A 21,059-nucleotide genomic window follows, 5' to 3' on the forward strand; every position below is an offset into this window, starting at 1 on the left:
GAGCACTCCTCTACAAAGGGCACTATCCACATAGCCCGGCTCCCTGGTCACCGCCCGCTGCCCGGCGTTTCATTCTGTTGGCATGGAAATCCCGCCTGGACTGATCGATACCGCCGCCATTCTGCGTACGCAGCGCGGCACCGACTTCATCCATCGCGAGTTCAGCGCTGGAAAGTTGGTGCGCCTCCGCCGCGGCTTCTACGTCCGGACTGAGGACTGGCTTTTGGCCCGCCCGTCCGTGCGCTTCGCTTGGTCGACGACGGCGGTTGCCCGGTCGGTGAGGGGTGCCGTGTTGTGCGGGGAGACGGCTGCGCTGTTCAGTGGCCTGCCCATTCTCAGGACGCCGACTTGTGTTGAACTGGCCACTACCTTGCCTGGACGCAGCGGAATACGACGTTCACCATTTCTGGTGCTGGGAGCGGATGGCTCTGCCAGGGAGGCGCGGGAGAAACGTTCCTATCCTCTCCGGTATTGCCTCAAGACGGCGACTGAGCCCGTGCTGCACGGCGAATTCCGCTGCACAGGCCTCATCCAGACCGCGATGGACGTCATGGTGTCCGGAAACCTGAGCAGTGCCTTGGCGGTTGCCGACGGCCTGGCACGGAAATTGTTTGCCGAGGGCGCCCTTGCCGCAAACGCCAATCTCCTCGCGGTGCGGGAGATTGCTGCGGGTATCGCCGAGCAGCCCTATGCCTCATTCCGGAGCCGTGCCGGGCTGGTGGCTGCGCTCGCCAGTCCGCTCGTTGAGTCCGTGGGCGAGTCGTACAGCCGTGCCGCTATCGAATTCCTGGGCTTCCCGCAACCGGAACTTCAGCACGCGTTCCACGACCGGGCCGGCATCATTGGCAGGGGCGATTTCTGGTGGCCGGCGCAGGGCGTGGTGGGAGAGTTTGACGGCAAGGGGAAGTACGTGGACCCGGCAGTGCGCGGCGGGATAACTGCGGAGGAGGCCGTGTACCGCGAGAAATTGCGCGAAGACCGGATCCGCGCGCTGGGGCACGGCTTCGTCCGCTGGAGCTGGGCCGATGTGGATAACCCGGACCGCCTCCGTCGCAAGCTCATGGCGGCAGGACTGCACCCACGGAACCCAGGGAATTCCAGGAAACAACCAAACCCGGGCTAGTTCGCGCATCCGAACGCCGAAGGGCTCGAAACGCGAACAAGCCTAGGAAGCCGGCGGGCAGCCCCGGGTGGCCGGCCGGTAAACACTCACACTGTGGACAAGCTGTGGGTGTTTACCACAATTTCATGGCGGCTGTGGCGCGGATCCTAGCGGGCCCCGGACGTGTCTGGTCTACTAGGTGGATGACTACATTGACTGAAACCTCAGTCGCTGGCAACGATGACCGGCGAAACAACGGCAAGACCAGCACAACCCGGAAGCTCATGGTGGCACTGGATGTCGACGGCACCCTGGTGAACCATGACGGGCACATGTCGGCGCCCGTCCGTGAGGCGGCGCAGGCGGTTGTCGCCGCAGGCCACGAGGTCCTGATTGCGACCGGCCGCTCCCTGAATGCCACCCTGCCCATCATCGAACAGATCGGGATCGACACGGGCTACGCGGTCTGCTGCAACGGCGGCGTGACCCTCCGGCTGGATCCGGCCCGGCCCGACGGCTACGAAGTTATCCGCAAGGCCACGTTCGATCCGGGCCCTGCACTGCGCGCCCTCCGCAAGCGGCTTCCCATGGCCAAGTACGCGCTGGAGGACGAGGACGGCAACTTCCTCTCCACCGAGCGTTTCCAGGATGCCAGCTTCGGCGTGGAGGCCATCGGTGTGGACTTCCAGACCATGCTTGAGTCCACCGCCGTGCGCGTAGTGGTTTTCAGCTCCGAGAACACCTCCGAAGACTTCAACGAGGCCATCAAGCACATCGGCCTGGCCGGCGTCACGTATTCCGTGGGCTGGACCGCGTGGCTGGACATCGCCGCCGAAGGCGTCACCAAGGCCAGCGCCCTCGAGCACCTTCGCGGGCACCTGAGCATCGAGTCGCACCTGACCGTGGCCATCGGCGACGGCCGCAACGACATCGAGATGCTCACCTGGGCCGGCCGGGGCGTCGCCATGGGCCAGGCCCCCGATGAGGTGATCGCCGCCGCGGACGAAGTCACCATGTCAGTTCACAATGACGGCGCCGCGCACGTTCTCCGCAGCCTCCTCTAACCCGGGTCCAACGCGGGGCTCCGGCATCTTCTAACGGACCTCGAGGATTAGCTGCAGCAGCCGGGCCGCGGCCGGGCGGGCCGCATGCTCCTCGTTCCACTGCGCCCTGGCCACCGCCTTGCTGACCGCCTGGGTGGTGATGCCGAGTTCGTGGGCGACAGCCTTTTGCTGCCCGCGCACGCCGGGCGTCAGCAGATCCAGCACGCGCCACTCAGCAGCGCTGCGGCCATGGACGATGTGGCCGAGAAGCTTCAGGATGGCCTCTGATTCCGCGGCGAGATCGGCCAGCGGACCGTCAACCGCAACGGGGACGCGCTCCTTGCCGTTCCGCAGCCGGTCTACAGCCCGGCGGGCGTAAATCAGGCCGTGCCCGGTGGCGTCCTTGACCTGGTTGGGCAGCGGTTCGTTCACCGGCCCTACACCGATTCCCACGAACCAACTGCCGGACCGGAGAGCGACCAGGGCTGCCTCCACCGCTTGGTGCGGACAGTCCACGATGCCCTGGACCTCGTCCTCCACGGAGCGGTCGAAATCGAGGCACGCGGGTATGTGCCGCAGGTCCTTGAGCAACTGCGGCACCCGGTCACCGTCGCGCCGGCTGTCCGTTTGGTTGATGGTCAGCGTGAACATTCTGGATCACAGACTACCCGGTGCTCAACTGGCAGCCGGCTCCGGATCCCGGATCGGAGCGGCGCCCCGGCCAACACCGGAGCGGAGATCTACCGCCGTGAACTTTTCGTCAAAGGTGTCCCCGCTGCCTCCACTGAGCGCGGAGGCGAAAGCCATCAGGAGGTACAGCGGCGCGAAGGACCAGCAGACGGCGCGCCACCCGCCGAGCCAGGCTCCCGACGTCGTGCCGTCCGCGATCCTGACGGACCTCATACCGGCAGCAGCATCACCGGCGCTGCCCACCGTCCCGCAGAACATGCCGTAGACAAAGAGGACCACGAACCAGATTCCGGCCAGGGACGCGAAGAACAGCCCATCGCTCAGAAGCAGGGTCAGGGAGAGCGAACCCAGCGCCAGGTTCTGGACCAGAGAATTGAGCACGGTCATCAAGATGACGGCCACAACGATGACAACCAGGGCGTCCAGACACCTGCCCCAGAAGTGCGCCCAGCCAGTCTTCGGCACGTAGTAGGCGCCCGACGGCGGGTGAATGCGGACGGCGCGACCGTTGACGGCGTCGATTAGTCCGGTGCTGCTGCCGGATTTTTTCTGCGTTGAGTTCACGGCATGTTTAGCGGACGGGTGCGGGAACCGCTGGGAACCGCTGGTCAACAGTGATGTGGCGGGCCTTGGGACCATCCATGGTGGGACTGGATCCTCCTGCCGCAGCGAGAAGCAGGAACAGGCCCACCATCGGAAACAGCACCGTCAGGGAAAACATGACCCATCCGGACCCCCAGAACCCGGGTTTTTCCCCGGACGAGAACCGGGCAATGCGTGTACCCGCGGCCACTGCACCCAGTGACCGGCCGCCCGCACAGCAGAAGCCGTATAGCCACGGTGTCACCAGCCACGCGGCGATGGCGGCGGTTACAGCTTTACCCATGGTGCCCGAATCGGAACCGGCAACCACAAAGTAGGCCACGGCCGCCAATATAACGACGACGCCGAAATCCACGCACCATGCTCCTAGCTGCTGCCAGGCGCTGGCTTTGACCACGGACGCGCCGTTGCCCAGCCGCGTGGTCCTTTTGCGGACACTTTCGATCAGTTTGGCATCCATCTCAAACACCCAGATCCACCAGCGCGCGGACCTTTTCCTCGGCGGTCCGGCCGGAGATCTTTGTCAGCTCCAGCCGCGCCTCGCCGTTTTCATCGTGCGCTGTCAGCCCGTGCAGCTCATCGGCGGAAGCATAGATGGTCAGCGCGCTGAAGGTGCTTACAGTCAGGCTGATTGCCCTGATCACGGTCACCCCGAGGGTGCTGCCCAGGACCTGCGGGGCGAGTTTTTCGAACTCCGGCCCGCTCAAGGTCCGAGTGGCCTCGTCGGCGGACTGCACCTTGGCCGCATTCGCCAGTTCCATGATCCTGGCCGGGAAATCTGAACGGTCCACAACAGTGAAAGTGTGCGATCCGCTGGAATCCACCAGCTCCTCCAGCACCTTGTCGTCATGCACGTAGCCGTACAGCCAGACTTTGTCGGTTTCCTTGGTCAATTCCACCGTGACGACCCGTTCTCCGAGCCGGCGAAGGGCCATGATGCCGGTGATCTCTTCGGTTGCTCCGAGCTTCGACGGCACGGTGTCCCCTTCGGCGACCAGCGGGAAGGCGAACCCCTTCGACAGGAGGCTGCGCAGCGCCACGTTGCACAGGAGTTCCTTCTGGTCCGGGTGCCGGGACAGCCAGGGCAGCTCGACGGCCTGGTGCTGGTCGATGCCGTCCAGGGCGACTATTTCCTCGTCGGTCAGCGTAGGGAGGTTGAAAGTTTCCTCCTGACCGCGGCTGAGCACGGTTTTGGCGCACTCCACATCATGCTGGGTCAATCTTGAGATGATGCTTTCGGTCATGAGAAAAGCCCTCCTAGGCTCTTAACGGGATTGCTGAAGACTTCCTTGGCGCCATTCCAGGTGTCGCTCACGGCGTCTTTGGCTCCGTTCCATGCAGTGCTTGCGAGTTCCTTGGTCCCGTTCCAAGCATCGCTGGCCGTGTTTCCGATCCACTTCCCGGCAGCCTGGCCCCACTCGCTGTCGGCAATCATGTTGCCCAGGGCCCAGCCGCCGGCCACCAGGCCTGCGGTCACCACGATACCAATGCCGACCGGGTTGGTCAGGAGACCGGCGGCCATGAGAAGTGAGCCGCCGCCGGCGATCACCCCGAGGCCGCCGCCAATCCGGTCCCCGGTTCCGCGCCAGCCCTCGTGTTCCGGGTTGAACATGTCACTGATGCCGCCGGCGATGGCGAACGGAGCGAGTGCGGGGCCTGCGAGCCGACCCCACTTGCCCAGCAGCTTCGTGGCGCCCGTGAAGTCGTCGGCCAGCTTGAAGGCGGGCTTCAGGAAGGTCCCTGTTGAGTCAAGAATCTTTTTGCTGGCCAGGAGTCCCTGCCAGTTGTTGAGCATTCCGACTGCGTCCTTGATCTTGAAGAACATGCCCCCACCGGCCGCTCCCCAGTCGAACGCGTCCTTGAGCCAGTTGCCGTCCTCGCTGGTGCCGCCGCTGCCGCCGGTGCCACCGGCACTGCCGCCCGTGCTGGCACGTTCCTGGTCGTCGGCGTTCGCCCGCAGTTCCTTGGAACCCTTTTCCAGAAGCTGGGAGGCGGCCAGCAGGGATTTGCGGTGCGATGCGTTCCATTCTTCCTTGAAGGCCCTCGCGTCGTTCCCCGTCCACGCCGTCGACGAGCCGATGAGGTTCGTCAGGGACTTACCCTGAAGCTGCAGTACCTGGGAAGCCCGCTGGAAGTCATTCGCAAGTGATCTGAGTTGCGCAATATCCGCTCCGTACAGTCCTGCCACGGTGATTTCCCCTTGTCCAGCGCCGAATCAAAACCAGACTGACCCTACCCTGTGGCGATTTTTCCAGCGATGGGGAGTGCAGCCCATGCCTTGTGCACCTCAGGCGAAAGATGTTGCGATGGGGGAGGACGCTGCCGACGGCGGCACTGACGCAACCGGAGGACAGCCATGGCCAACGCCCAAAGCAGCCAAACAGCCGCTAAGACGAGAACCGGCGGTGCCCGGGCCCGGGAAACGGACGACGCCGATCTGACGCTTGTGGACCGGTGGTGGCGCGCGGCAAACTACCTCTCGGTAGGCCAGATCTACCTTCGCTCCAACCCGCTGCTGCGTGAGCCGCTCCGCGCTGAAGACACCAAGTCCAGGCTTCTGGGTCACTGGGGCACCACTCCCGGGCTGAACTTTGTGTACGCCCACCTCAACCGGGTCATCCGCCGGGACCGGCAGGAAATGCTGTTCATCGCAGGTCCGGGCCACGGCGGACCCGCAGTGGTGGCCAACGCCTGGCTGGAAGGCACCTACTCCGGGATTTACAGCAATGTCGGCGACGACGAACCAGGGCTGGCGGTGCTCTTCCGCCAGTTTTCCTACCCGGGCGGGATCCCCAGCCACGCCGCACCGGAGAGCCCGGGTTCCATCAATGAGGGCGGCGAACTCGGGTATTCGCTGGCCCACGCCTACGGGTCCGTCTTCGACAATCCGAAGCTGATCACCGCCGTCGTGATCGGTGACGGCGAGGCGGAAACGGGGCCTCTCGCGGCCAGCTGGCATTCACACAACTTCCTTGATCCGGTGGCCGACGGCGCAGTGCTGCCCATTCTGCACCTGAACGGCTACAAGATCGCCAATCCCACTGTCCTGGCCCGGATGCCGGAAGCCCAGCTGGAACAGCTGCTGCGCGGTTACGGCCACAAACCGCATTTCGTCACGGTGGCCGATCCCGACGACACGCTGTCCGCGCACCGGGAGTTCGCAGCAGCCCTGGACGAATGCCTGGAGGAAATCCCTGCGATCCAGGCGGAGCGCCGCGGCTCGGGCGGGCCGTCGGCGGACAATGCAGGCGCTGCCCGGTGGCCCATGATCGTGCTGCGGTCACCCAAGGGCTGGACGGGGCCCAGAGAGGTGGACGGCAAGCAGGTGGAGGGCACCTGGCGGAGCCATCAGGTGCCGCTCGGGGAAGTCCGTACCAACCCTGAGCACCTCGCCCAACTCGAACAGTGGCTCCGGTCCTACCGGCCGGGCGAACTTTTCGACGACCAGGGCCGGCTCCGGCCCGACGTCGCCGATAACGCTCCGGCCGGGGAGCTCCGGATGAGCGCGACGCCGTATGCCAACGGCGGCATACTTCTACGCGACCTTAAACTGCCCGACTACCGTAAGCACGCCGTCGAGGTTCCACGGCCGGGGGTGGAGCGGGTCAGCGCCATGATCACGCTGGGCGGCTGGATGCGCGACGTCATTTCGCAGAACCCCGAGACCTTCCGCCTTTTCGGCCCCGATGAGACCGCGTCGAACCGCCTGCAGGACGTCTATGACGTCACCGACAAGGTGTGGCAGTACCGGATCGACGACGTCGACGAGCACCTCGCCCGCGCCGGCCGGGTGATGGAGGTCCTCAGTGAGCACCTGTGCCAGGGCTGGCTGGAAGGCTACCTCCTGACCGGGCGCCACGGCGTGTTCAGCTGCTACGAGGCATTCATCCACATTGTCGACTCGATGTTTAACCAGCACGCCAAATGGCTCAAGGTGCACCGGACGCTTCCTTGGCGCCGGCCCGTGGCTTCGCTGAACTACATCCTGTCCTCGCACGTCTGGCAGCAGGACCACAACGGATTTTCGCATCAGGACCCGGGCTTCATCGACCATGCGGTGAACAAGAAGGCGGAGGTGATCCGCGTCTATCTGCCGCCGGATGCGAACACGCTGCTGTCCGTGATGGAGCACTGCCTGGATTCCCGCGATTACGTCAACATCGTGGTCAGCGGCAAGCAGCCCTCACCCACCTGGCTGGGTCCGGCCGACGCCGCCCACCACTGCCAGCGGGGACTGGGGATCTGGGAATTCGCGGGCTCGGAAGTGCCGGGGGAAGAGCCGGACGTGGTGCTTGCCTGCGCGGGCGACGTGCCCACGGTGGAGACCGTCGCGGCCGCCGAACTGCTGCGCGAAGGGGCGCCGGGGCTGAAGATCCGCGTGGTCAACGTGGTGGACCTGATGCGGCTGCAGGATTCCAGCGAGCATCCCCATGGCCTGACCTCACGGGACTTCGACGGCATTTTCACCGCGGACAGGCCGATCATCTTCGCCTACCACGGGTACCCGTCGCTGATTCACCGGCTGGCCTACCGGCGCACCAACCAGGAGGGCCTGCACGTCCGCGGCTACAAGGAAGAGGGCACCACCACCACGCCGTTCGACATGGCCATGCTCAACGGGATTGACCGCTTCCAGCTGGCCATCGACGCCATCGACAGGGTTCCGGGCCTGGCGGAGCGGCACTCCCTGCTCCGCCAGTCTTTGCAGGACCGGCGCATGAAAGCCCACAACCACACCCGGAGCCACGGCGAGGACCTGGAGGAAATCAGCAACTGGTCCCTCGGCGGCTAAAGTGCGGCCGTCCCAAGGAGTTTTTGTCCAGATGAAGGGACTTCGACGCGCTTTTGCGGCCATTATCTGGACAAAAACTCGAGGGGGAGGGGAAGGGTGAGGGCGAGGGCAAGGGAGGGGCGTCAGGCCGCGCGGTACCGGAGTGTGCCGGGGAGTTCACCGCGGCTTTCAAGGCCTTCTCCACGGGCGAACCTGGCCCAAAAGGCACGGAGCGCGCGGCCCTGGGCATTGATCTCGTCCCACGTGGCACCCTCAACGAGCCCGGCGGCGGCCCAGGTCCGCTGGTTTCCGAACAGCAGGGGCAGATCAACCGTGTGCGCCGCTCCGAAGAAGTTTCCCGGCGCCGCCCAGGACAACACGTAGCCGTACGCCTTGCCGCCGGCCTGGGCATGCCGGCGGGCGAACCTCCGGGCTGACCTGCCGTAGACCGCCTCAGTCACGGCCCAGCAGATGCCCCTTATTGCCGCGTTGCCGAGAACCGGTATTTTCGCCAGCCGGGAGGCGAGGGGGTTGCCGGGCAGGAACATGCGCGCTTCGTCGGACGTGTGGCCGATGAGGACCTCGATTCCCGGAGCCGTGGCGTTCCAGGCGGCCTCGATACCGGACTCCGGCGGCAAGGGCGGGTGTCCGTACTGCGTGCCGAAGGGCATGGCGGCCACGAGTCCGAACTTGCGGGCCACCTGCGAAACACGCCCTTCAACGGCCACCACGTCCATCGCAGGGGTGTCCTCCGTGACTTCTTCCGCTGCGATGCCCATCGCGATGCTCATCTTCTCGCGCCCGCGGGAAATACCAAGAGGTGCACTCTGGATGATGGCGCGCTGGAACAGTGACGGCGCCTCCGGCGTCGCCATGAGGTGGGCGACGGCGTCGCCTCCTGCTGACTGGCCGAAGGCAGTGACCCGGCCCGGGTCGCCCCCGAAAGCGGCGATGTTGCGCTGCACCCAGCGGAACGCCTCGAGCTGGTCAAGCAGGCCGAGGTTTGCGGGCCGCCCGGTTCCGGTAGCGAGATACCCGAAGAGCCCCAGGCGGTACGTTACGGAGACGACGATGACGCGGTTCTCGGCTACCAGGGCGCTGGGATCGAAGATTGCGAGGTCGCCGGAACCAGAAGTATAGGAGCCGCCGTGCAGCCAGACCATGACCGGAACCCGCTCGCCGTCGTCGAGGCCGGCCGGAACGGTGATGGAGAGCCGCTGGCAGTCCTCGCTGCCGGGGAGTTCCCCGTAGCGGGTTCCCAGGATGTCATCCAGGAAGGGCATCGGACCCTGCGGGCAAGCCGGGGAGAGGGAGGTTGCCTCAAGCGCTTCGGTCCAGTCGGGCACAGGTACCGGCGGCTGGAACCGGCCCGCGGTTGCGTAGGGAATCCCGGTGGCGCGCTCAACGCCGCCGTCGTGCCATCCGGTGACGGGGCCGCAGGGCGGAGCAAAAGCGGGAACGGCGTTCATTTCCCCAACCATTTCACGGATTCCTGACATACCGCTGGAAACGCCGAACGGACACTTGAGGCCCCTCGGACGGGGGCCTCAAGTGTCCGTTCGCGCTTGGCGTGGGGTGGGACTTAGTGCGCTGCCGGAACGTAGCGCTTGATGGAGGCTTCCAGCTCGGCCTCGGCGGCGGCGCGGTCGCCCCAGCCTTCGGCCTTGACCCACTTGCCCGGCTCCAGGTCCTTGTAGCGGGTGAAGAAGTGCTCGATTTCCTTGATCAGGAATTCGCTGACGTCGCTGACCTCTTTGATGTGGTCGAAACGGGCGTCAGTGGGCACGCAGAGGACCTTGGCGTCTCCGCCGCCGTCGTCCGTCATGTTGAAGACGCCGATGGGGCGGGCTTCAACGATGACGCCCGGGTGCAGATCGAAGTCCTGCAGGAGCACCAGTGCATCCAGCGGGTCGCCGTCTTCGCCGAGCGTGTTCTCGAAGAAACCGTAGTGGGTGGGGTACTGCATCGAGGTGAACAGGACGCGGTCCAGGCGGACGCGGCCGGTCTCGTGATCGACTTCGTACTTGACGCGCGATCCCTTGGGGATCTCGATGGTCACGTCATGCTTCATGGAATGCTCCTCGAATTCAGGGGTGTTCGCGGCACACTTGACGTACGACTAAAGGAGTGTCGGTGCCGCCGACTACTATTGAGGATATAGCGATAGGCCCAGGTTTCATGAACTAGTGGGGACATTTCAGGACTATAAGGACCAACAGCAGCATGAAACGCATGATGAGCCGCGCGGCCAGCCACCCCTGGTTCGCCGTTATCAGGCGGCAACTGCCCTTGGTCCTGCTGACCATTCTGGTCGTTGCCCTCGCCGTCCCCGTGGCCAACATCGCCGTCCCCGCGTTCACCGGACAACGGCCGGATCAGGAACTCACCGAGCAAGCCGTCCCCGCCTGGCAGCAGGTTCCGCGCGACCTTTCGCTCCCGCAGGGAATCTCGCCGCTGAAGGACTCGGCGCCCGTCCCGTGGCCGGATACGCTCGCCGCCCAGCTAAGCGCCACCTTGAAGACCGACGGCGGCGGGACCTTTACGGGCGTCGTGCAGGACGCCGCCACCGGTCAGGTGCTTTTTGACCGGGAGGGCGCGAAAAGCAGGGTGCCCGCCTCCAACATGAAGCTTCTTACTGCTGCCGCAGCCGTCCGCGCCATCGGCCCGGACCGGCGCTTCAGCACCACGGTGGTGGCTGGCACAGAGCCGGGGTCAATCGTGCTGACCGGCGGCGGCGACGTCCTGCTTGGTGCCGGGGAGTCGTCCCGGGACACCGTGATGGGCCATGCCGGGCTGGCCACCCTTGCCCGGCTCACGGTGCAGTCCCTGCAGGAAAAGGGCGTCAAGGGTCCGCTCCGCGTTCAGCTGGATGACTCCTTGTTCTCCGGCCCGGCGTTGAACCCGACGTGGAATCCGGAGGACGTGGCCGCCGGCGAGACCGCACCCCTGTTCCCGCTCGCGCTCAACTCGGCGCGGTACGACCCCGCCGTCACCACGGGTCCGCGGCCGCAGGACGCCGCCATGAGCGCGGCCGAGGCCTTCTCCGCCCAGCTCACCGCGGCCGGCGCCGCTGCCGGGCTGACCGTCACTCCCGGCGTCGTGCGCGGCAAGGCGCCCGCGCCTGAAAAGCAGGCCGCCCAAAAGCCGGCGGGAGAATCAACCGAAAAGCCGGCCGACGGCGCCAGCCAGGCCCCCGCCGCCGTCATACCCGGCCAGATGCTCGCCGAAGTCCAGTCCGCCACCCTCGGCCAGCAGGTGGACCTGATGCTTGAGACCTCGGACAACTACCTCGCCGAGGTGCTGGGACGGATGGCAGCCGTCGCCGCCGGGGGCCCCGGCAGCAACGACGGCGCCACGGCCGTGGTGTACCGGCAGGTGCAGGACACGGGGATCTCCACCGACGGCCTGCGTGTAGATGACGTCTCCGGCCTGTCGCTGGGCAACCAGGTCTCGGCCGGGCAGTTGGCGGAGATCGTCCGGGCCATCACGTCGGGCACCGAACCCGTCCTGCGGGCCGCCATCGGCGGTTTTCCGGTCGCCGGCCTCACCGGCACGCTGGGCAGCAGGTACACCGATCCGTCCACCGAGGGCGGTGCCGGGCTGGTGCGGGCGAAGACCGGGACCCTGAACTCCGTGATTGCGCTGAGCGGCTATGTTGTGGACGCCGACGGCCGCCTTCTGGTGTTCTCCTTTATAGGGAACCGACTGGAGCCGGGCGCGGCGGGAAACAGGGCGGCGCTGGACCGCACGGCGTCGGTCCTGGCATCCTGCGGCTGCCGCTAGGCGGCATCCCCGGCAGTATCCCCGGTGGTATCCCTGAAGGCATCCCCGGCAGCACCTCCGGAGCCGGCATCGGCGGCGGAACTCAGCTGAACTCCGGCCCCCGTGGCTGACTCCGTGGCGCCAAAGGCAGTGGTTCCCAAAAGCGCCGCCATGACGACGGCGGACAGGACGGACTTCCAGCTGTTGCTCCTGCCCAGGTTCAGCGGCGGGATCGGTCGGTACGCAATCATCGGACTCTCCTCGGTCGTGTGGACTTCTGTACCAACTCTGGCCCGGAACATTTGCATTCTTCTGTCCCGATCCTGTGCCTCCCCTGTGCGTTGCAGCCGGTTCGCCGGTCAGCGAACTTAAGGCGCAACCCCGGCAGGCTGTGATCTGATGGACGCTATGGAGTCAACTGCAGGCGATTCATCAGCACCGGCCCAGGCATTGATCAACTGGGAGCTCGCGGCATCAACGGCCGCCCGTTTGGCTCCGGGGGGACCTTCGCTGGGGTCCGCCGAGATCGGGTCGGCTGTGGAGAACCTGCGCCTCATGGCGGACATTTCCGTGCCGCACGTCCATGACATCACCGGGCTGGAGGCGGCGCGGGACCTCCGTGATTCCTCGGTGCTGGTGGTGGACCGTGCCTCCTGGGCGAGGGCCAACACCCAAAGCTTTGCCGTCATGCTGAAACCGGCCATGGAAAAGATGCTGCAAGGCCGCCGCGGAACCATGAGCCCCGGTGCTGCTGCCGTCAGCGGAGCCATCACCGGAAGCCAGCTCGGTGCGGTGCTCGCCTTCCTTTCCAGCAAGGTGCTGGGCCAGTACGATCCCTTCTCGGCGCTCGCCGAAGACTCCGACGCGCCGCCGGCCGGACGGCTGCTGCTGGTTGCGCCGAACATCGTCCAGGTGGAGCGTGAGCTCAGTGTGGCGCCCGAGGACTTCCGGCTGTGGGTGTGCCTGCACGAACAGACCCACCGGGTGCAGTTTGCCGCCGCACCGTGGCTGCGCCACCACATGCTCAACGAAATCGACAACCTCAGCGGGCACCTGCTGGGCAACGTCGACTCCCTCCTCGAACGCGCATCGGCTGCGGCCCGCTCGCTCAAGGACCGCACGGCCACCGGAGCGGCTCCGGGACGCGGGGCGATCCTGGACTTGCTGCAGGACCCGGAGGAAAAGGCTTCGCTCTCGCACCTGACCGCCGTGATGAGCCTGCTCGAGGGGCACGCGAATGTGGTGATGGACGCAGTCGACTCCAGCATCGTTCCGTCGGTCAAGACCATCCGGCAGCGCTTCAACGCCCGCGGCAAGGATCGCGGCGTGGTGGAGAAGTTCATCCGCAACCTGCTGGGCCTCGATGCCAAGATGCGGCAATACACCGACGGCGCCAAGTTCGTGCGGGCCGTGGTGGAAGCGGTCGGCATGGACGGCTTCAACCGGGTCTGGGAATCCGCCGGGAACCTCCCCACGGAACCGGAAATCCATGACGCGAAGCTGTGGCTCGAGCGGATGGGACTCTAGTTGGCCCAGGTTCCCGCAGGGCAGGTTCAAACAGGACGACGGCGGCCCGGCCGGCTGTCTCCCGTCGTCGGCAAGGCGCGCAAAATGTTGCAGAACGCCCTCGCCGGGGCCGGCTACCCCGAACGGCTTATCGTCGCCTGCAGCGGGGGCCCGGATTCGCTGGCCCTCGCGGCCGTTGCCTCCTACTTCGGCCGCCGGGGCCACGTGGACGGCCACCCCGTATCGGTGGGTGCCGTCGTCGTCGATCACCAGCTGCAGCCCGGTTCCGCCGGGGTGGCCGCCCAAACCGCCGTTATCCTCCGCGACCTGGGGCTCCACCCCGTGGAAGTGCGGCAGGTTGACGTCGCATCCACTGGAATCGGCCCGGAAGCCGCCGCGCGGGACGCCCGACACGCAGCCCTGGAAGACGCCGCCGCCCAGGCCGGCGCCGGAGCGATCCTCCTCGGCCACACCCTCGATGACCAGGCGGAACAGGTGCTGCTCGGCCTGGCAAGGGGTTCAGGGACACGCTCGCTGGCAGGGATGCGCCCGGTCCGCGGACTCCTGCTCCGGCCCTTCCTAAGTCTCCGCCGTGCCGACACCCTGGAGATCTGCGCGGCCGAGGGCCTGGATCCGTGGCACGACCCGAGCAACTCCGATCCGTCCTTTGCCCGGTCCCGGACACGGGTGGAGGTGCTTCCCATGCTGGAGGAAAAACTCGGCCCCGGCGTCGCGGAGTCCCTGGCCAGGACGGCCGCCATCCTGCAGCTGGACGCGGATTACCTCGACGAGGTGGCGAACAGCACGTACGCGCAGCTGGCGGAGCAGTCAGGGGAAGAAATCAGCCTGCCCGAAACAGAGCTGGGCGACCTGGCCCCCGCCATCCGGTTCCGGGTCATCGCAAAGGCCGTCGCCGCCGTCGGGGGCCAGCAACCTAGCTACCAGCGGCTGCTCGCCGCGGAGGCGCTGCTGCGTAGGCGCGGTTCCGCGGGGCCCGTTGAACTTCCCGGCGGAGTGAACGCCTACCGGCTTTCCCTCGCGCAAATCCTTGCCGGCGAAGGCCGGAATCAGCCGGGCACGGCCCAGGATGCTTCCGACGGCGGTCCCCGCGAAGCCGCGCGCTGTGGGAAGCTAGTATTCCGGCCGCAAAAGCCGCCCCGCAAATAGTCGCACCCGCATCTACACAGGAGCCATTGGTGGATTCAAACGACGTCCAGGCAGACCTCAAGCACGTTCTCTACACCAAGGACCAGATCCAGCAGCGGATTACCGAGCTCGCTGCAGAGATCGACAAGGACTACGAGGGCCGGGAGCTCCTCATCGTCGGCGTTCTGAAAGGCGCGGTCATGGTCATGGCCGACCTCGCACGTGCACTTCACAGCCACGTTTCCATGGACTGGATGGCAGTGTCCTCCTACGGTTCCGGCACACAGTCGTCCGGTGTGGTGCGAATCCTCAAGGACCTCGACACGGACCTGATGGGCAAGGACGTGCTGATCGTTGAGGACATCATCGATTCCGGACTGACCCTTTCCTGGCTCAAGACCAACCTGGAATCCCGCGGCACCGCCTCCGTGGAAATCTGCACCGCTTTCCGCAAGCCCACGGCAGCCAAAGTGGAAATCGACGTCAAATACGTCGGCTACGACATCCCCAACGAATTCGTGGTGGGTTACGGCCTGGACTACGCCGAAAAGTACCGCAATCTGGACTTCGTGGGCACGCTGGCGCCCCACGTCTACGAATAGGCATCACCGCGGGATCCCTCCCGGAACAGGCCGCGCCCGAGAGGGGCGGCGGCCCTGCACCGCTACGCCTAGAGGGAACTTTTGACCTGCATCGTGCGTGATTCACTCGGAACGGTGTATAGCTAGAAGCTGACGCAGCACCACACGCGCGCAGACCAGTCGCCGTGCAGCACTACCAGGAGGGACGGGGCCAGCCCCCGATCAGATGAAAGCTAAGAGTTTCTTCAAGGGCCCGGGTATCTGGATCGTTGTTGTGGTCGGAATGCTTCTGCTGGCCTTTGCCACGCTCGCTCCCGGCGGTTCGACCCGGATCGACACGAAGCCGGGCCTCGAGCTCCTCGCCGACAGCGGCAAGGTGGAGCAGGCCAAGATCTTCGACGCGGAGAACCGCGTGGACCTGATTCTCAAGGACAACCTCGTCATCGACGGCCAGGACAAGGGCAAGAACGTCCAGTTCTTCTTCGTCAATGCCCGCGCCGCAGACGTGGTCAAGGCCGTCACCGACGCCAACCCCTCGAACGGCTACACCGACCAGCCGATCGAAAACAACTGGTTCTCCGGGCTGTTCTCCCTCCTGATTCCCGTATTGCTGCTGGGCGTCCTCTTCTGGTTCCTGCTCTCCCGCATGCAGGGCGGCGGCTCCAAGATCATGCAGTTCGGCAAGTCCAAGGCCAAGCTGGTCAACAAGGACATGCCCCAGGTGACCTTCGGCGACGTCGCCGGCGCGGACGAGGCCGTGGAAGAGCTCCAGGAAATCAAGGAATTCCTCCAGGAGCCGTCCAAGTTCCAGGCCGTGGGCGCCAAAATCCCCAAGGGCGTGCTGCTCTACGGCCCTCCCGGTACCGGTAAGACCCTGCTGGCCCGCGCCGTCGCCGGTGAAGCGGGAGTGCCCTTCTTCTCCATCTCGGGTTCGGACTTTGTCGAAATGTTCGTCGGTGTGGGTGCGTCACGCGTCCGCGACCTCTTCGAACAGGCCAAGGCCAGTTCGCCCGCGATCATCTTCGTGGACGAGATCGACGCCGTCGGCCGTCACCGCGGTGCCGGCATCGGCGGCGGCAACGACGAACGCGAGCAGACGCTCAACCAGTTGCTGGTGGAGATGGACGGCTTCGACGTCAAGACCAACGTCATCCTGATCGCCGCTACCAACCGCCCCGACGTACTGGACCCGGCGCTGCTGCGCCCGGGCCGCTTCGACCGCCAGATCACCGTTGAAGCCCCGGACCTCGTGGGCCGCGACCAGATCCTGCAGGTACACGCCAAGGGCAAGCCGATGGCACCAGGCGTCGACCTGAAGGCCGTTGCCAAGAAGACCCCGGGCTACACCGGTGCAGACCTTGCGAACGTTCTGAACGAAGCCGCACTGCTGACGGCCCGTTCCAATGCCAACCTGATTGACGACCGCGCCCTCGACGAAGCCATCGACCGCGTCATGGCCGGCCCGCAGAAGCGCAGCCGCGTCATGAAGGAGCACGAGCGCAAGATCACGGCCTACCACGAAGGCGGGCACGCCCTGGTGGCCGCCGCTCTGCGGAACTCGGCCCCGGTCACCAAGATCACCATCCTGCCCCGCGGCCGCGCCCTGGGCTACACCATGGTGGTCCCGGAGAACGACAAGTACTCCATCACCCGCAACGAACTGCTGGACCAGATGGCCTACGCCATGGGCGGCCGCGTCGCCGAGGAAATCGTCTTCCACGATCCCTCTACCGGTGCCTCCAACGACATCGAGAAGGCCACCGCAACGGCCCGCAAGATGGTTACGGAGTTCGGCATGAGCGAACGCGTCGGTGCCGTCCGCCTCGGCCAGGGCGGCGGCGAGCCGTTCCTGGGCCGCGACGCCGGCCACGAGCGCAACTACTCTGACCAGATCGCGTACATCGTTGACGAGGAAGTGCGCCGCCTGATCGACCAGGCCCACGACGAGGCCTACGCGATCCTCACCGAAAACCGCGACATCCTGGATTCCCTGGCCCTGGAACTCTTGGAGCGGGAAACGCTGAACCAGGCGGAAATCGCGCAGGTCTTCCAGGACATCCGCAAGCGCGACTTCCGTGAAGTCTGGCTCTCCAAGGAAACCCGCCCCGTGCAGACCGCCGGCCCGGTGGAATCCCGGCAGGAGCGGGCCGAACGGGAGGCCCAGGAAGAAGCCACCGAAGCCCGGCTGGAAGAGCCGCTGGACGCCCAGCCGCCGCACCCGCAGGGCGTCGGCAGCCAGGAGGCCTTCAACGGCGGTGTTACGGACGTCGGCGCCGACGGACCGCAGCACGGCTAAGCTTCTTCTGTGAATCATTTCGACGACGACGACGTTTCCGCCACCGCCGGTCACTCCGCTGCGAGCCACTCCGGGCACGCAGGCAAGAGCTCCGCGACCAAGGTCGACCGCCCGCGGATCGAGGCGGCCGTCAGGGAAATCCTGCTGGCCATCGGGGAAGACCCGGACCGCGGCGGGCTCCTGGACACCCCCAAACGGGTGGCCAAAGCCTACTCGGAGATGTTCGCGGGCCTGCACCACGACCCCGCGGAAATCCTGGCCACCACCTTTGACCTGGACCACGAGGAACTGGTCCTGGTCAAGGACATTCCGTTCTACTCCACGTGCGAGCACCACCTGGTTCCGTTCCACGGAGTGGCGCATGTAGGCTACATTCCGTCCCACGACGGCAAAGTCACCGGCCTGAGCAAGCTCGCCAGGCTGGTGGACATGTTCGCCAAGCGCCCCCAGGTGCAGGAGCGTCTCACCACCCAGATCGTCGAAGCACTCGTAACGCACCTGAAGCCGCGCGGAGCAATCGTGGTTATTGAATGCGAACACCTGTGCATGTCCATGCGCGGCATCCGCAAGCCCGGTGCCAAGACCGTCACCAGTGCCGTGCGCGGTCAACTGCATGACCCGGCCACCCGTGCCGAAGCCATGAGCCTCATAATCGGAAGGTAATAAACAGACTATGGACTCCCTAGCTGCAGCCCCTGGAACCGGACCCGCAACAAGCCCCTTGCCAATCCTGCGTAAACCGCGGCCGGCAGCCAAGTTTGAAGATCTCCCCAAGGACCGCACGCTGGTGATGGGCATCCTGAACGTCACCCCGGATTCCTTCAGCGACGGCGGCAAGCACCCGACGCCGGACACCGCCATCGCCGAGGGCCTCCGGATGTTCTACGCCGGCGCGGACATCATCGACGTCGGCGGTGAATCCACCCGCCCCGGTGCAGAGGAAGTCAGCCCGGACGAAGAACAGCGCCGGGTCCTGCCCGTCGTTGAAGCCATGGTCAAGGCCGGCGCCCTGGTCAGCATCGACACCACCCACGCGTCAACGGCGGCCGCGGCCCTCAAGGCAGGCGCAACGATCATCAACGACGTCTCCGGGCTGACCATGGAACCTGAGATGGCCGAACTTGCCGCACGCACCGGCGCTCCGTACGTGCTGACCCACCGCCGGGGCGACGCCAAAACCATGAACTCGCTCGCCGAATACGGCAACGTGGCGGAGGAAGTCGCCGCCGAACTCGTGGGCGTGCGGGACAAGCTGTACGCGGCAGGGGTGGCACCGGAACAGATCATCGTGGACCCGGGCCTTGGCTTCTCCAAGAACGACCAGCAGAACTGGGAGCTCCTGCGGAACATGGCGCCCCTGGAGGCCCTTGGCCACAGGATCCTGGTGGGAGCGTCCCGCAAGCGCTTCCTCGGCACCCTCCTGACCGTCGCGGGCAAGGCAGCCGCGCCGGAGGAACGGGACCACGCCACCGCCGCGATCACGTCCATCAGCGCCTCGCGCGGCGCCTGGGCCGTCCGCGTGCACGACGTCGGACCCAGCCTTGACGCCGTCAAAGTTGCCGCACGCATGTCCCCGGCACCGGTCAGCAACACCAGTCCCACTACCTAGGCAGCCACGATGGACACAATCACGCTGAGCGGTGTTACCGCCGTCGGCCATCACGGGGTGTTCGATTTCGAACGCCGCGAGGGCCAGCCGTTCATCGTTGATGCCGTGCTGCACCTGGATTTCACCAAGGCCGCCGCCTCGGACGACGTCCTGGACACCGCCCACTACGGCGAGGTGGCCGAACGCATCAAGCACTGGATCACCGGCGACCCGCTGAACCTGATCGAGGCCCTTGCCGTGCGCATCGCCGATGACCTCCTGCAGGAGTTCCCGCTTGCCGCCGTGGACATCACAGTGCACAAGCCCAAGGCGCCCATCGAAGTGGAGTTCGGCGACGTCTCCGTCAGCGTGCATCGGCGGCGGCCATGAACCCGCCGTACTCGAACAACCCTTACGTACGCGCGGTACTGGCCCTCGGCAGCAACCTGGGGGAGCGGAACGACACTCTCTCCACCGCCGTCGCCGACTTGGTGGACCGGCCGGAAGTCCGCCTGATCGCGGTCTCCCCGGTGGTTCAGACCAAGGCGGTGGGCGGTCCCGAGGGCCAGTCGGACTTCCTGAACATGGTGATGACGGTGGAGACCTCGCTGCCGCCGTCCGAGCTGCTGCGCCATTGCCAGGCGGTTGAGAACAAACACCACAGGGTCCGCGAAGTCCGGTGGGGTCCGCGGACGCTGGACGTGGACATCATCGTGTACGGGGATGTAGTGAGCTCCGATCCCGTGCTGACCCTGCCCCACCCCCGGGCCGCGGAACGTGCGTTTGTGCTCTATCCGTGGTCGCTTATCGACCCGTCCGCCGAGCTCAACGGCGTCCGGGTGGGCGAGCTGGCTGCCCGGGCCGCGGACTTCCCGGATCTTGCCCCCTTCGACGGTTTTGGCGACTTCAACGGCCTGCCCACGGCGGGAGCAGTGGAATAGGCGTGAAACCAATCAATCCCTTCCTGCTGATCGTCGTGGGGCTCGTCCTTGCCTTAGCCGGCTGGTTTGCGGCTGTTATGACCACGCGCTACGGCCTGGCCACCCCGGTGCTGCCCCAGACCGGCCTGGTGACCATGGGGGTGATTGTGGCGCTCACGCTGGTGTTGGGGATCCGCGTCCTGCGCTGGCGGAACGGCAAGAAAAAGAAAATGCTGAACCCCATCCTGGCGGCGTGGACGCTGGTCCTCGCCCAGGCCTGCGCCTACACCGGAGCCGTGCTGCTGGGCTGGCATGCGGGCATCTTCCTGGACCTGCTGCGGCTCTGGAATCTCCGCAGCGACCAGGGAATCACCTGGCTGGCGCTTTCCATGGGCGGCGGGGGACTGGCCATGATCGTCGTGGGGCTTGTGGTGGAACGCTTCTGCCGGATCCCGCCCGAAGACGGCGACGCCGACGGGGCGTCCGGACTGCCCGGAAGGGGCGCCCGCAAACCCAAGGGGGAAGGTGAATATGCCTACCGAGGCGATTGACCCGCCGGGCATCGCGTGGCTCCGGGTTTCGCCCAAGTACGTGACTGTCCGCCTGGTCGAATGGGCAATCGGGAACCTCATCGCCCTGGCCGTGCTGTCGCTGCCGCTCGCGTTTACGCTGATGGGCTGGTGGACGTGGCCGCCGCTGTGGCTGGCCGTCACGGTGCCGGCGGTCATGTTGGTCCTGGCCCTCTGGCGGCTGGCGCTCATCCCGCGTCAGGTCCGCGCCATTGGATACGCCGAGCGTGATGACGACCTCCTGATCCGCGGCGGCATCTTCTTCCAGCGCACGCTGGTGGTTCCCTACGGCCGGATGCAGTACGTGGACATCGGTGTGGGCCCGGTGGAACGCAGCCTCGGCCTGTGCACGCTGAAGCTGCACACCGCTTCGGCCGGCACCAACGCGGAGATCCCCGGCCTGCCCGCCGACGAAGGCGCCCGGCTCCGCGAGCAGCTTTCGGCGCGCGGCGCCGCCCGGCTGGCCGGGCTGTGACCTCTGA

The 21,059-nt window shown here is 66.1% G+C and carries 22 protein-coding genes; 14 read left to right on the top strand and 8 right to left on the bottom strand.

The window, feature by feature from the left end:
• Positions 1 to 82 precede the first annotated feature (82 nt).
• Together J7I92_RS17795 and J7I92_RS17800 are read left to right on the top strand one after the other, a co-directional pair.
• A complete protein-coding gene (locus tag J7I92_RS17795) occupies positions 83 to 1,123 on the top strand; it encodes a hypothetical protein (RefSeq protein WP_214842679.1) in 1,041 nt (346 codons plus the stop codon).
• 182 nt (positions 1,124 to 1,305) lie between these two features.
• Positions 1,306 to 2,166 carry an HAD family hydrolase gene (locus J7I92_RS17800; RefSeq protein ID WP_214842680.1) on the top strand — a complete coding sequence of 287 codons (861 nt, stop codon included), beginning with the start codon at positions 1,306 to 1,308 and terminating at the stop codon, positions 2,164 to 2,166.
• Positions 2,167 to 2,196: 30 nt separating this feature from the next.
• On the opposite strand, the gene J7I92_RS17805 is transcribed toward J7I92_RS17800, so the two are convergent.
• From J7I92_RS17805 to J7I92_RS17825, 5 genes are read right to left on the bottom strand one after another with little or no spacing between them, the layout of a single operon-like run.
• A complete protein-coding gene (locus tag J7I92_RS17805) occupies positions 2,197 to 2,796 on the bottom strand; it encodes a hypothetical protein (protein WP_214842681.1) in 600 nt (199 codons plus the stop codon).
• Positions 2,797 to 2,820: 24 nt separating this feature from the next.
• Positions 2,821 to 3,399 carry a hypothetical protein gene (locus J7I92_RS17810; RefSeq protein ID WP_214842683.1) on the bottom strand — a complete coding sequence of 193 codons (579 nt, stop codon included), beginning with the start codon at positions 3,397 to 3,399 and terminating at the stop codon, positions 2,821 to 2,823.
• A 7-nt stretch (positions 3,400 to 3,406) separates the two neighbouring features.
• Positions 3,407 to 3,898, bottom strand: a complete 492-nt coding sequence (locus tag J7I92_RS17815) for an RDD family protein (RefSeq protein WP_214842685.1) — start codon at positions 3,896 to 3,898, stop codon at positions 3,407 to 3,409.
• Between the two features lies 1 nt (position 3,899).
• Positions 3,900 to 4,682 carry a hypothetical protein gene (locus tag J7I92_RS17820; RefSeq protein WP_214842687.1) on the bottom strand — a complete coding sequence of 261 codons (783 nt, stop codon included), beginning with the start codon at positions 4,680 to 4,682 and terminating at the stop codon, positions 3,900 to 3,902.
• Positions 4,679 to 5,626 (bottom strand): hypothetical protein, encoded by a 948-nt coding sequence (locus J7I92_RS17825; protein WP_214842689.1) that lies wholly within the window; start codon positions 5,624 to 5,626, stop codon positions 4,679 to 4,681. The genes J7I92_RS17820 and J7I92_RS17825 overlap by 4 nt, the downstream gene beginning before the upstream one ends.
• A gap of 168 nt (positions 5,627 to 5,794) precedes the next feature.
• On the opposite strand from J7I92_RS17825, the gene J7I92_RS17830 reads away from it, so the two are divergent.
• A complete protein-coding gene (locus tag J7I92_RS17830; RefSeq protein ID WP_214842691.1) occupies positions 5,795 to 8,230 on the top strand; it encodes a phosphoketolase in 2,436 nt (811 codons plus the stop codon).
• A 122-nt stretch (positions 8,231 to 8,352) separates the two neighbouring features.
• Here J7I92_RS17830 and J7I92_RS17835 read toward each other — a convergent pair whose 3' ends face one another.
• Together J7I92_RS17835 and J7I92_RS17840 are read right to left on the bottom strand one after the other, a co-directional pair.
• Entirely contained in the window at positions 8,353 to 9,690 is a 1,338-nt protein-coding gene (locus tag J7I92_RS17835; RefSeq protein WP_251040100.1) for a carboxylesterase family protein, read from the bottom strand.
• A 101-nt stretch (positions 9,691 to 9,791) separates the two neighbouring features.
• Positions 9,792 to 10,280: an inorganic diphosphatase gene (locus J7I92_RS17840; protein ID WP_214842693.1), complete on the bottom strand. Its 489-nt coding sequence runs from the start codon at positions 10,278 to 10,280 to the stop codon at positions 9,792 to 9,794.
• A gap of 161 nt (positions 10,281 to 10,441) precedes the next feature.
• On the opposite strand from J7I92_RS17840, the gene dacB reads away from it, so the two are divergent.
• Entirely contained in the window at positions 10,442 to 11,992 is a 1,551-nt protein-coding gene (dacB, locus tag J7I92_RS17845) for a D-alanyl-D-alanine carboxypeptidase/D-alanyl-D-alanine-endopeptidase (RefSeq protein WP_251040109.1), read from the top strand.
• Here dacB and J7I92_RS17850 read toward each other — a convergent pair.
• Entirely contained in the window at positions 11,989 to 12,222 is a 234-nt protein-coding gene (locus J7I92_RS17850; RefSeq protein WP_214842695.1) for a hypothetical protein, read from the bottom strand. The genes dacB and J7I92_RS17850 overlap by 4 nt on opposite strands.
• Positions 12,223 to 12,379: 157 nt before the next feature.
• Between J7I92_RS17850 and J7I92_RS17855 the strand changes: the two genes are divergently transcribed.
• The 10 genes from J7I92_RS17855 to J7I92_RS17900 all read left to right on the top strand — a co-directional run bounded on the left by J7I92_RS17855 (position 12,380) and on the right by J7I92_RS17900 (position 21,052).
• Positions 12,380 to 13,498, top strand: coding sequence for a zinc-dependent metalloprotease (locus tag J7I92_RS17855; RefSeq protein ID WP_214842696.1), 1,119 nt, complete (start codon positions 12,380 to 12,382; stop codon positions 13,496 to 13,498).
• 84 nt (positions 13,499 to 13,582) lie between these two features.
• Positions 13,583 to 14,644 carry a tRNA lysidine(34) synthetase TilS gene (tilS, locus tag J7I92_RS17860; RefSeq protein ID WP_214842697.1) on the top strand — a complete coding sequence of 354 codons (1,062 nt, stop codon included), beginning with the start codon at positions 13,583 to 13,585 and terminating at the stop codon, positions 14,642 to 14,644.
• Between the two features lie 29 nt (positions 14,645 to 14,673).
• The gene (gene hpt, locus J7I92_RS17865; RefSeq protein WP_214842698.1) at positions 14,674 to 15,225 is read left to right on the top strand and encodes a hypoxanthine phosphoribosyltransferase; all 552 of its coding nucleotides are present in this window, start codon (positions 14,674 to 14,676) and stop codon (positions 15,223 to 15,225) included.
• A gap of 205 nt (positions 15,226 to 15,430) precedes the next feature.
• The gene (gene ftsH / locus J7I92_RS17870) at positions 15,431 to 17,500 is read left to right on the top strand and encodes an ATP-dependent zinc metalloprotease FtsH (protein ID WP_214842700.1); all 2,070 of its coding nucleotides are present in this window, start codon (positions 15,431 to 15,433) and stop codon (positions 17,498 to 17,500) included.
• 9 nt (positions 17,501 to 17,509) lie between these two features.
• Positions 17,510 to 18,163, top strand: a complete 654-nt coding sequence (gene folE / locus J7I92_RS17875; RefSeq protein ID WP_214842702.1) for a GTP cyclohydrolase I FolE — start codon at positions 17,510 to 17,512, stop codon at positions 18,161 to 18,163.
• Positions 18,164 to 18,173: 10 nt separating this feature from the next.
• The gene (gene folP, locus J7I92_RS17880; protein WP_214842704.1) at positions 18,174 to 19,109 is read left to right on the top strand and encodes a dihydropteroate synthase; all 936 of its coding nucleotides are present in this window, start codon (positions 18,174 to 18,176) and stop codon (positions 19,107 to 19,109) included.
• Positions 19,110 to 19,118: 9 nt separating this feature from the next.
• Positions 19,119 to 19,478 carry a dihydroneopterin aldolase gene (gene folB / locus J7I92_RS17885; RefSeq protein ID WP_214842706.1) on the top strand — a complete coding sequence of 120 codons (360 nt, stop codon included), beginning with the start codon at positions 19,119 to 19,121 and terminating at the stop codon, positions 19,476 to 19,478.
• Positions 19,475 to 20,029, top strand: a complete 555-nt coding sequence (gene folK, locus J7I92_RS17890; protein ID WP_214842708.1) for a 2-amino-4-hydroxy-6-hydroxymethyldihydropteridine diphosphokinase — start codon at positions 19,475 to 19,477, stop codon at positions 20,027 to 20,029. Before folB ends, folK begins: the two co-directional genes overlap by 4 nt.
• Positions 20,030 to 20,031: 2 nt before the next feature.
• Positions 20,032 to 20,559: a DUF3180 domain-containing protein gene (locus tag J7I92_RS17895; protein WP_214842710.1), complete on the top strand. Its 528-nt coding sequence runs from the start codon at positions 20,032 to 20,034 to the stop codon at positions 20,557 to 20,559.
• On the top strand, positions 20,540 to 21,052 hold the full coding sequence (locus J7I92_RS17900; protein ID WP_214842712.1) for a PH domain-containing protein: 513 nt from the start codon (positions 20,540 to 20,542) through the stop codon (positions 21,050 to 21,052). Before J7I92_RS17895 ends, J7I92_RS17900 begins: the two co-directional genes overlap by 20 nt.
• The last annotated feature ends 7 nt before the right edge of the window (positions 21,053 to 21,059 follow it).

The organism is Arthrobacter sp. ISL-72 (assembly GCF_018613755.1).
In the GTDB taxonomy this organism is placed as follows: Bacteria; Actinomycetota; Actinomycetes; order Actinomycetales; family Micrococcaceae; genus Arthrobacter.

Excerpts from the sequence above, each read along its gene's own strand:
- J7I92_RS17795 (WP_214842679.1), top strand. The coding sequence starts at position 83 with ATGGAAATCCCGCCTGGACTGATCGATACCGCCGCCATTCTGCGTACG.
- J7I92_RS17800 (WP_214842680.1), top strand. The coding sequence starts at position 1,306 with ATGACTACATTGACTGAAACCTCAGTCGCTGGCAACGATGACCGGCGA.
- J7I92_RS17805 (WP_214842681.1), bottom strand. The coding sequence starts at position 2,796 with ATGTTCACGCTGACCATCAACCAAACGGACAGCCGGCGCGACGGTGAC.
- J7I92_RS17815 (WP_214842685.1), bottom strand. The coding sequence starts at position 3,898 with ATGGATGCCAAACTGATCGAAAGTGTCCGCAAAAGGACCACGCGGCTG.
- J7I92_RS17820 (WP_214842687.1), bottom strand. The coding sequence starts at position 4,682 with ATGACCGAAAGCATCATCTCAAGATTGACCCAGCATGATGTGGAGTGC.
- J7I92_RS17830 (WP_214842691.1), top strand. The coding sequence starts at position 5,795 with ATGGCCAACGCCCAAAGCAGCCAAACAGCCGCTAAGACGAGAACCGGC.
- J7I92_RS17835 (WP_251040100.1), bottom strand. The coding sequence starts at position 9,690 with ATGGTTGGGGAAATGAACGCCGTTCCCGCTTTTGCTCCGCCCTGCGGC.
- J7I92_RS17840 (WP_214842693.1), bottom strand. The coding sequence starts at position 10,280 with ATGAAGCATGACGTGACCATCGAGATCCCCAAGGGATCGCGCGTCAAG.
- dacB (WP_251040109.1), top strand. The coding sequence starts at position 10,442 with ATGATGAGCCGCGCGGCCAGCCACCCCTGGTTCGCCGTTATCAGGCGG.
- J7I92_RS17850 (WP_214842695.1), bottom strand. The coding sequence starts at position 12,222 with ATGATTGCGTACCGACCGATCCCGCCGCTGAACCTGGGCAGGAGCAAC.
- J7I92_RS17855 (WP_214842696.1), top strand. The coding sequence starts at position 12,380 with ATGGAGTCAACTGCAGGCGATTCATCAGCACCGGCCCAGGCATTGATC.
- tilS (WP_214842697.1), top strand. The coding sequence starts at position 13,583 with ATGTTGCAGAACGCCCTCGCCGGGGCCGGCTACCCCGAACGGCTTATC.
- ftsH (WP_214842700.1), top strand. The coding sequence starts at position 15,431 with ATGAAAGCTAAGAGTTTCTTCAAGGGCCCGGGTATCTGGATCGTTGTT.
- folP (WP_214842704.1), top strand. The coding sequence starts at position 18,174 with ATGGACTCCCTAGCTGCAGCCCCTGGAACCGGACCCGCAACAAGCCCC.
- folB (WP_214842706.1), top strand. The coding sequence starts at position 19,119 with ATGGACACAATCACGCTGAGCGGTGTTACCGCCGTCGGCCATCACGGG.
- folK (WP_214842708.1), top strand. The coding sequence starts at position 19,475 with ATGAACCCGCCGTACTCGAACAACCCTTACGTACGCGCGGTACTGGCC.
- J7I92_RS17900 (WP_214842712.1), top strand. The coding sequence starts at position 20,540 with ATGCCTACCGAGGCGATTGACCCGCCGGGCATCGCGTGGCTCCGGGTT.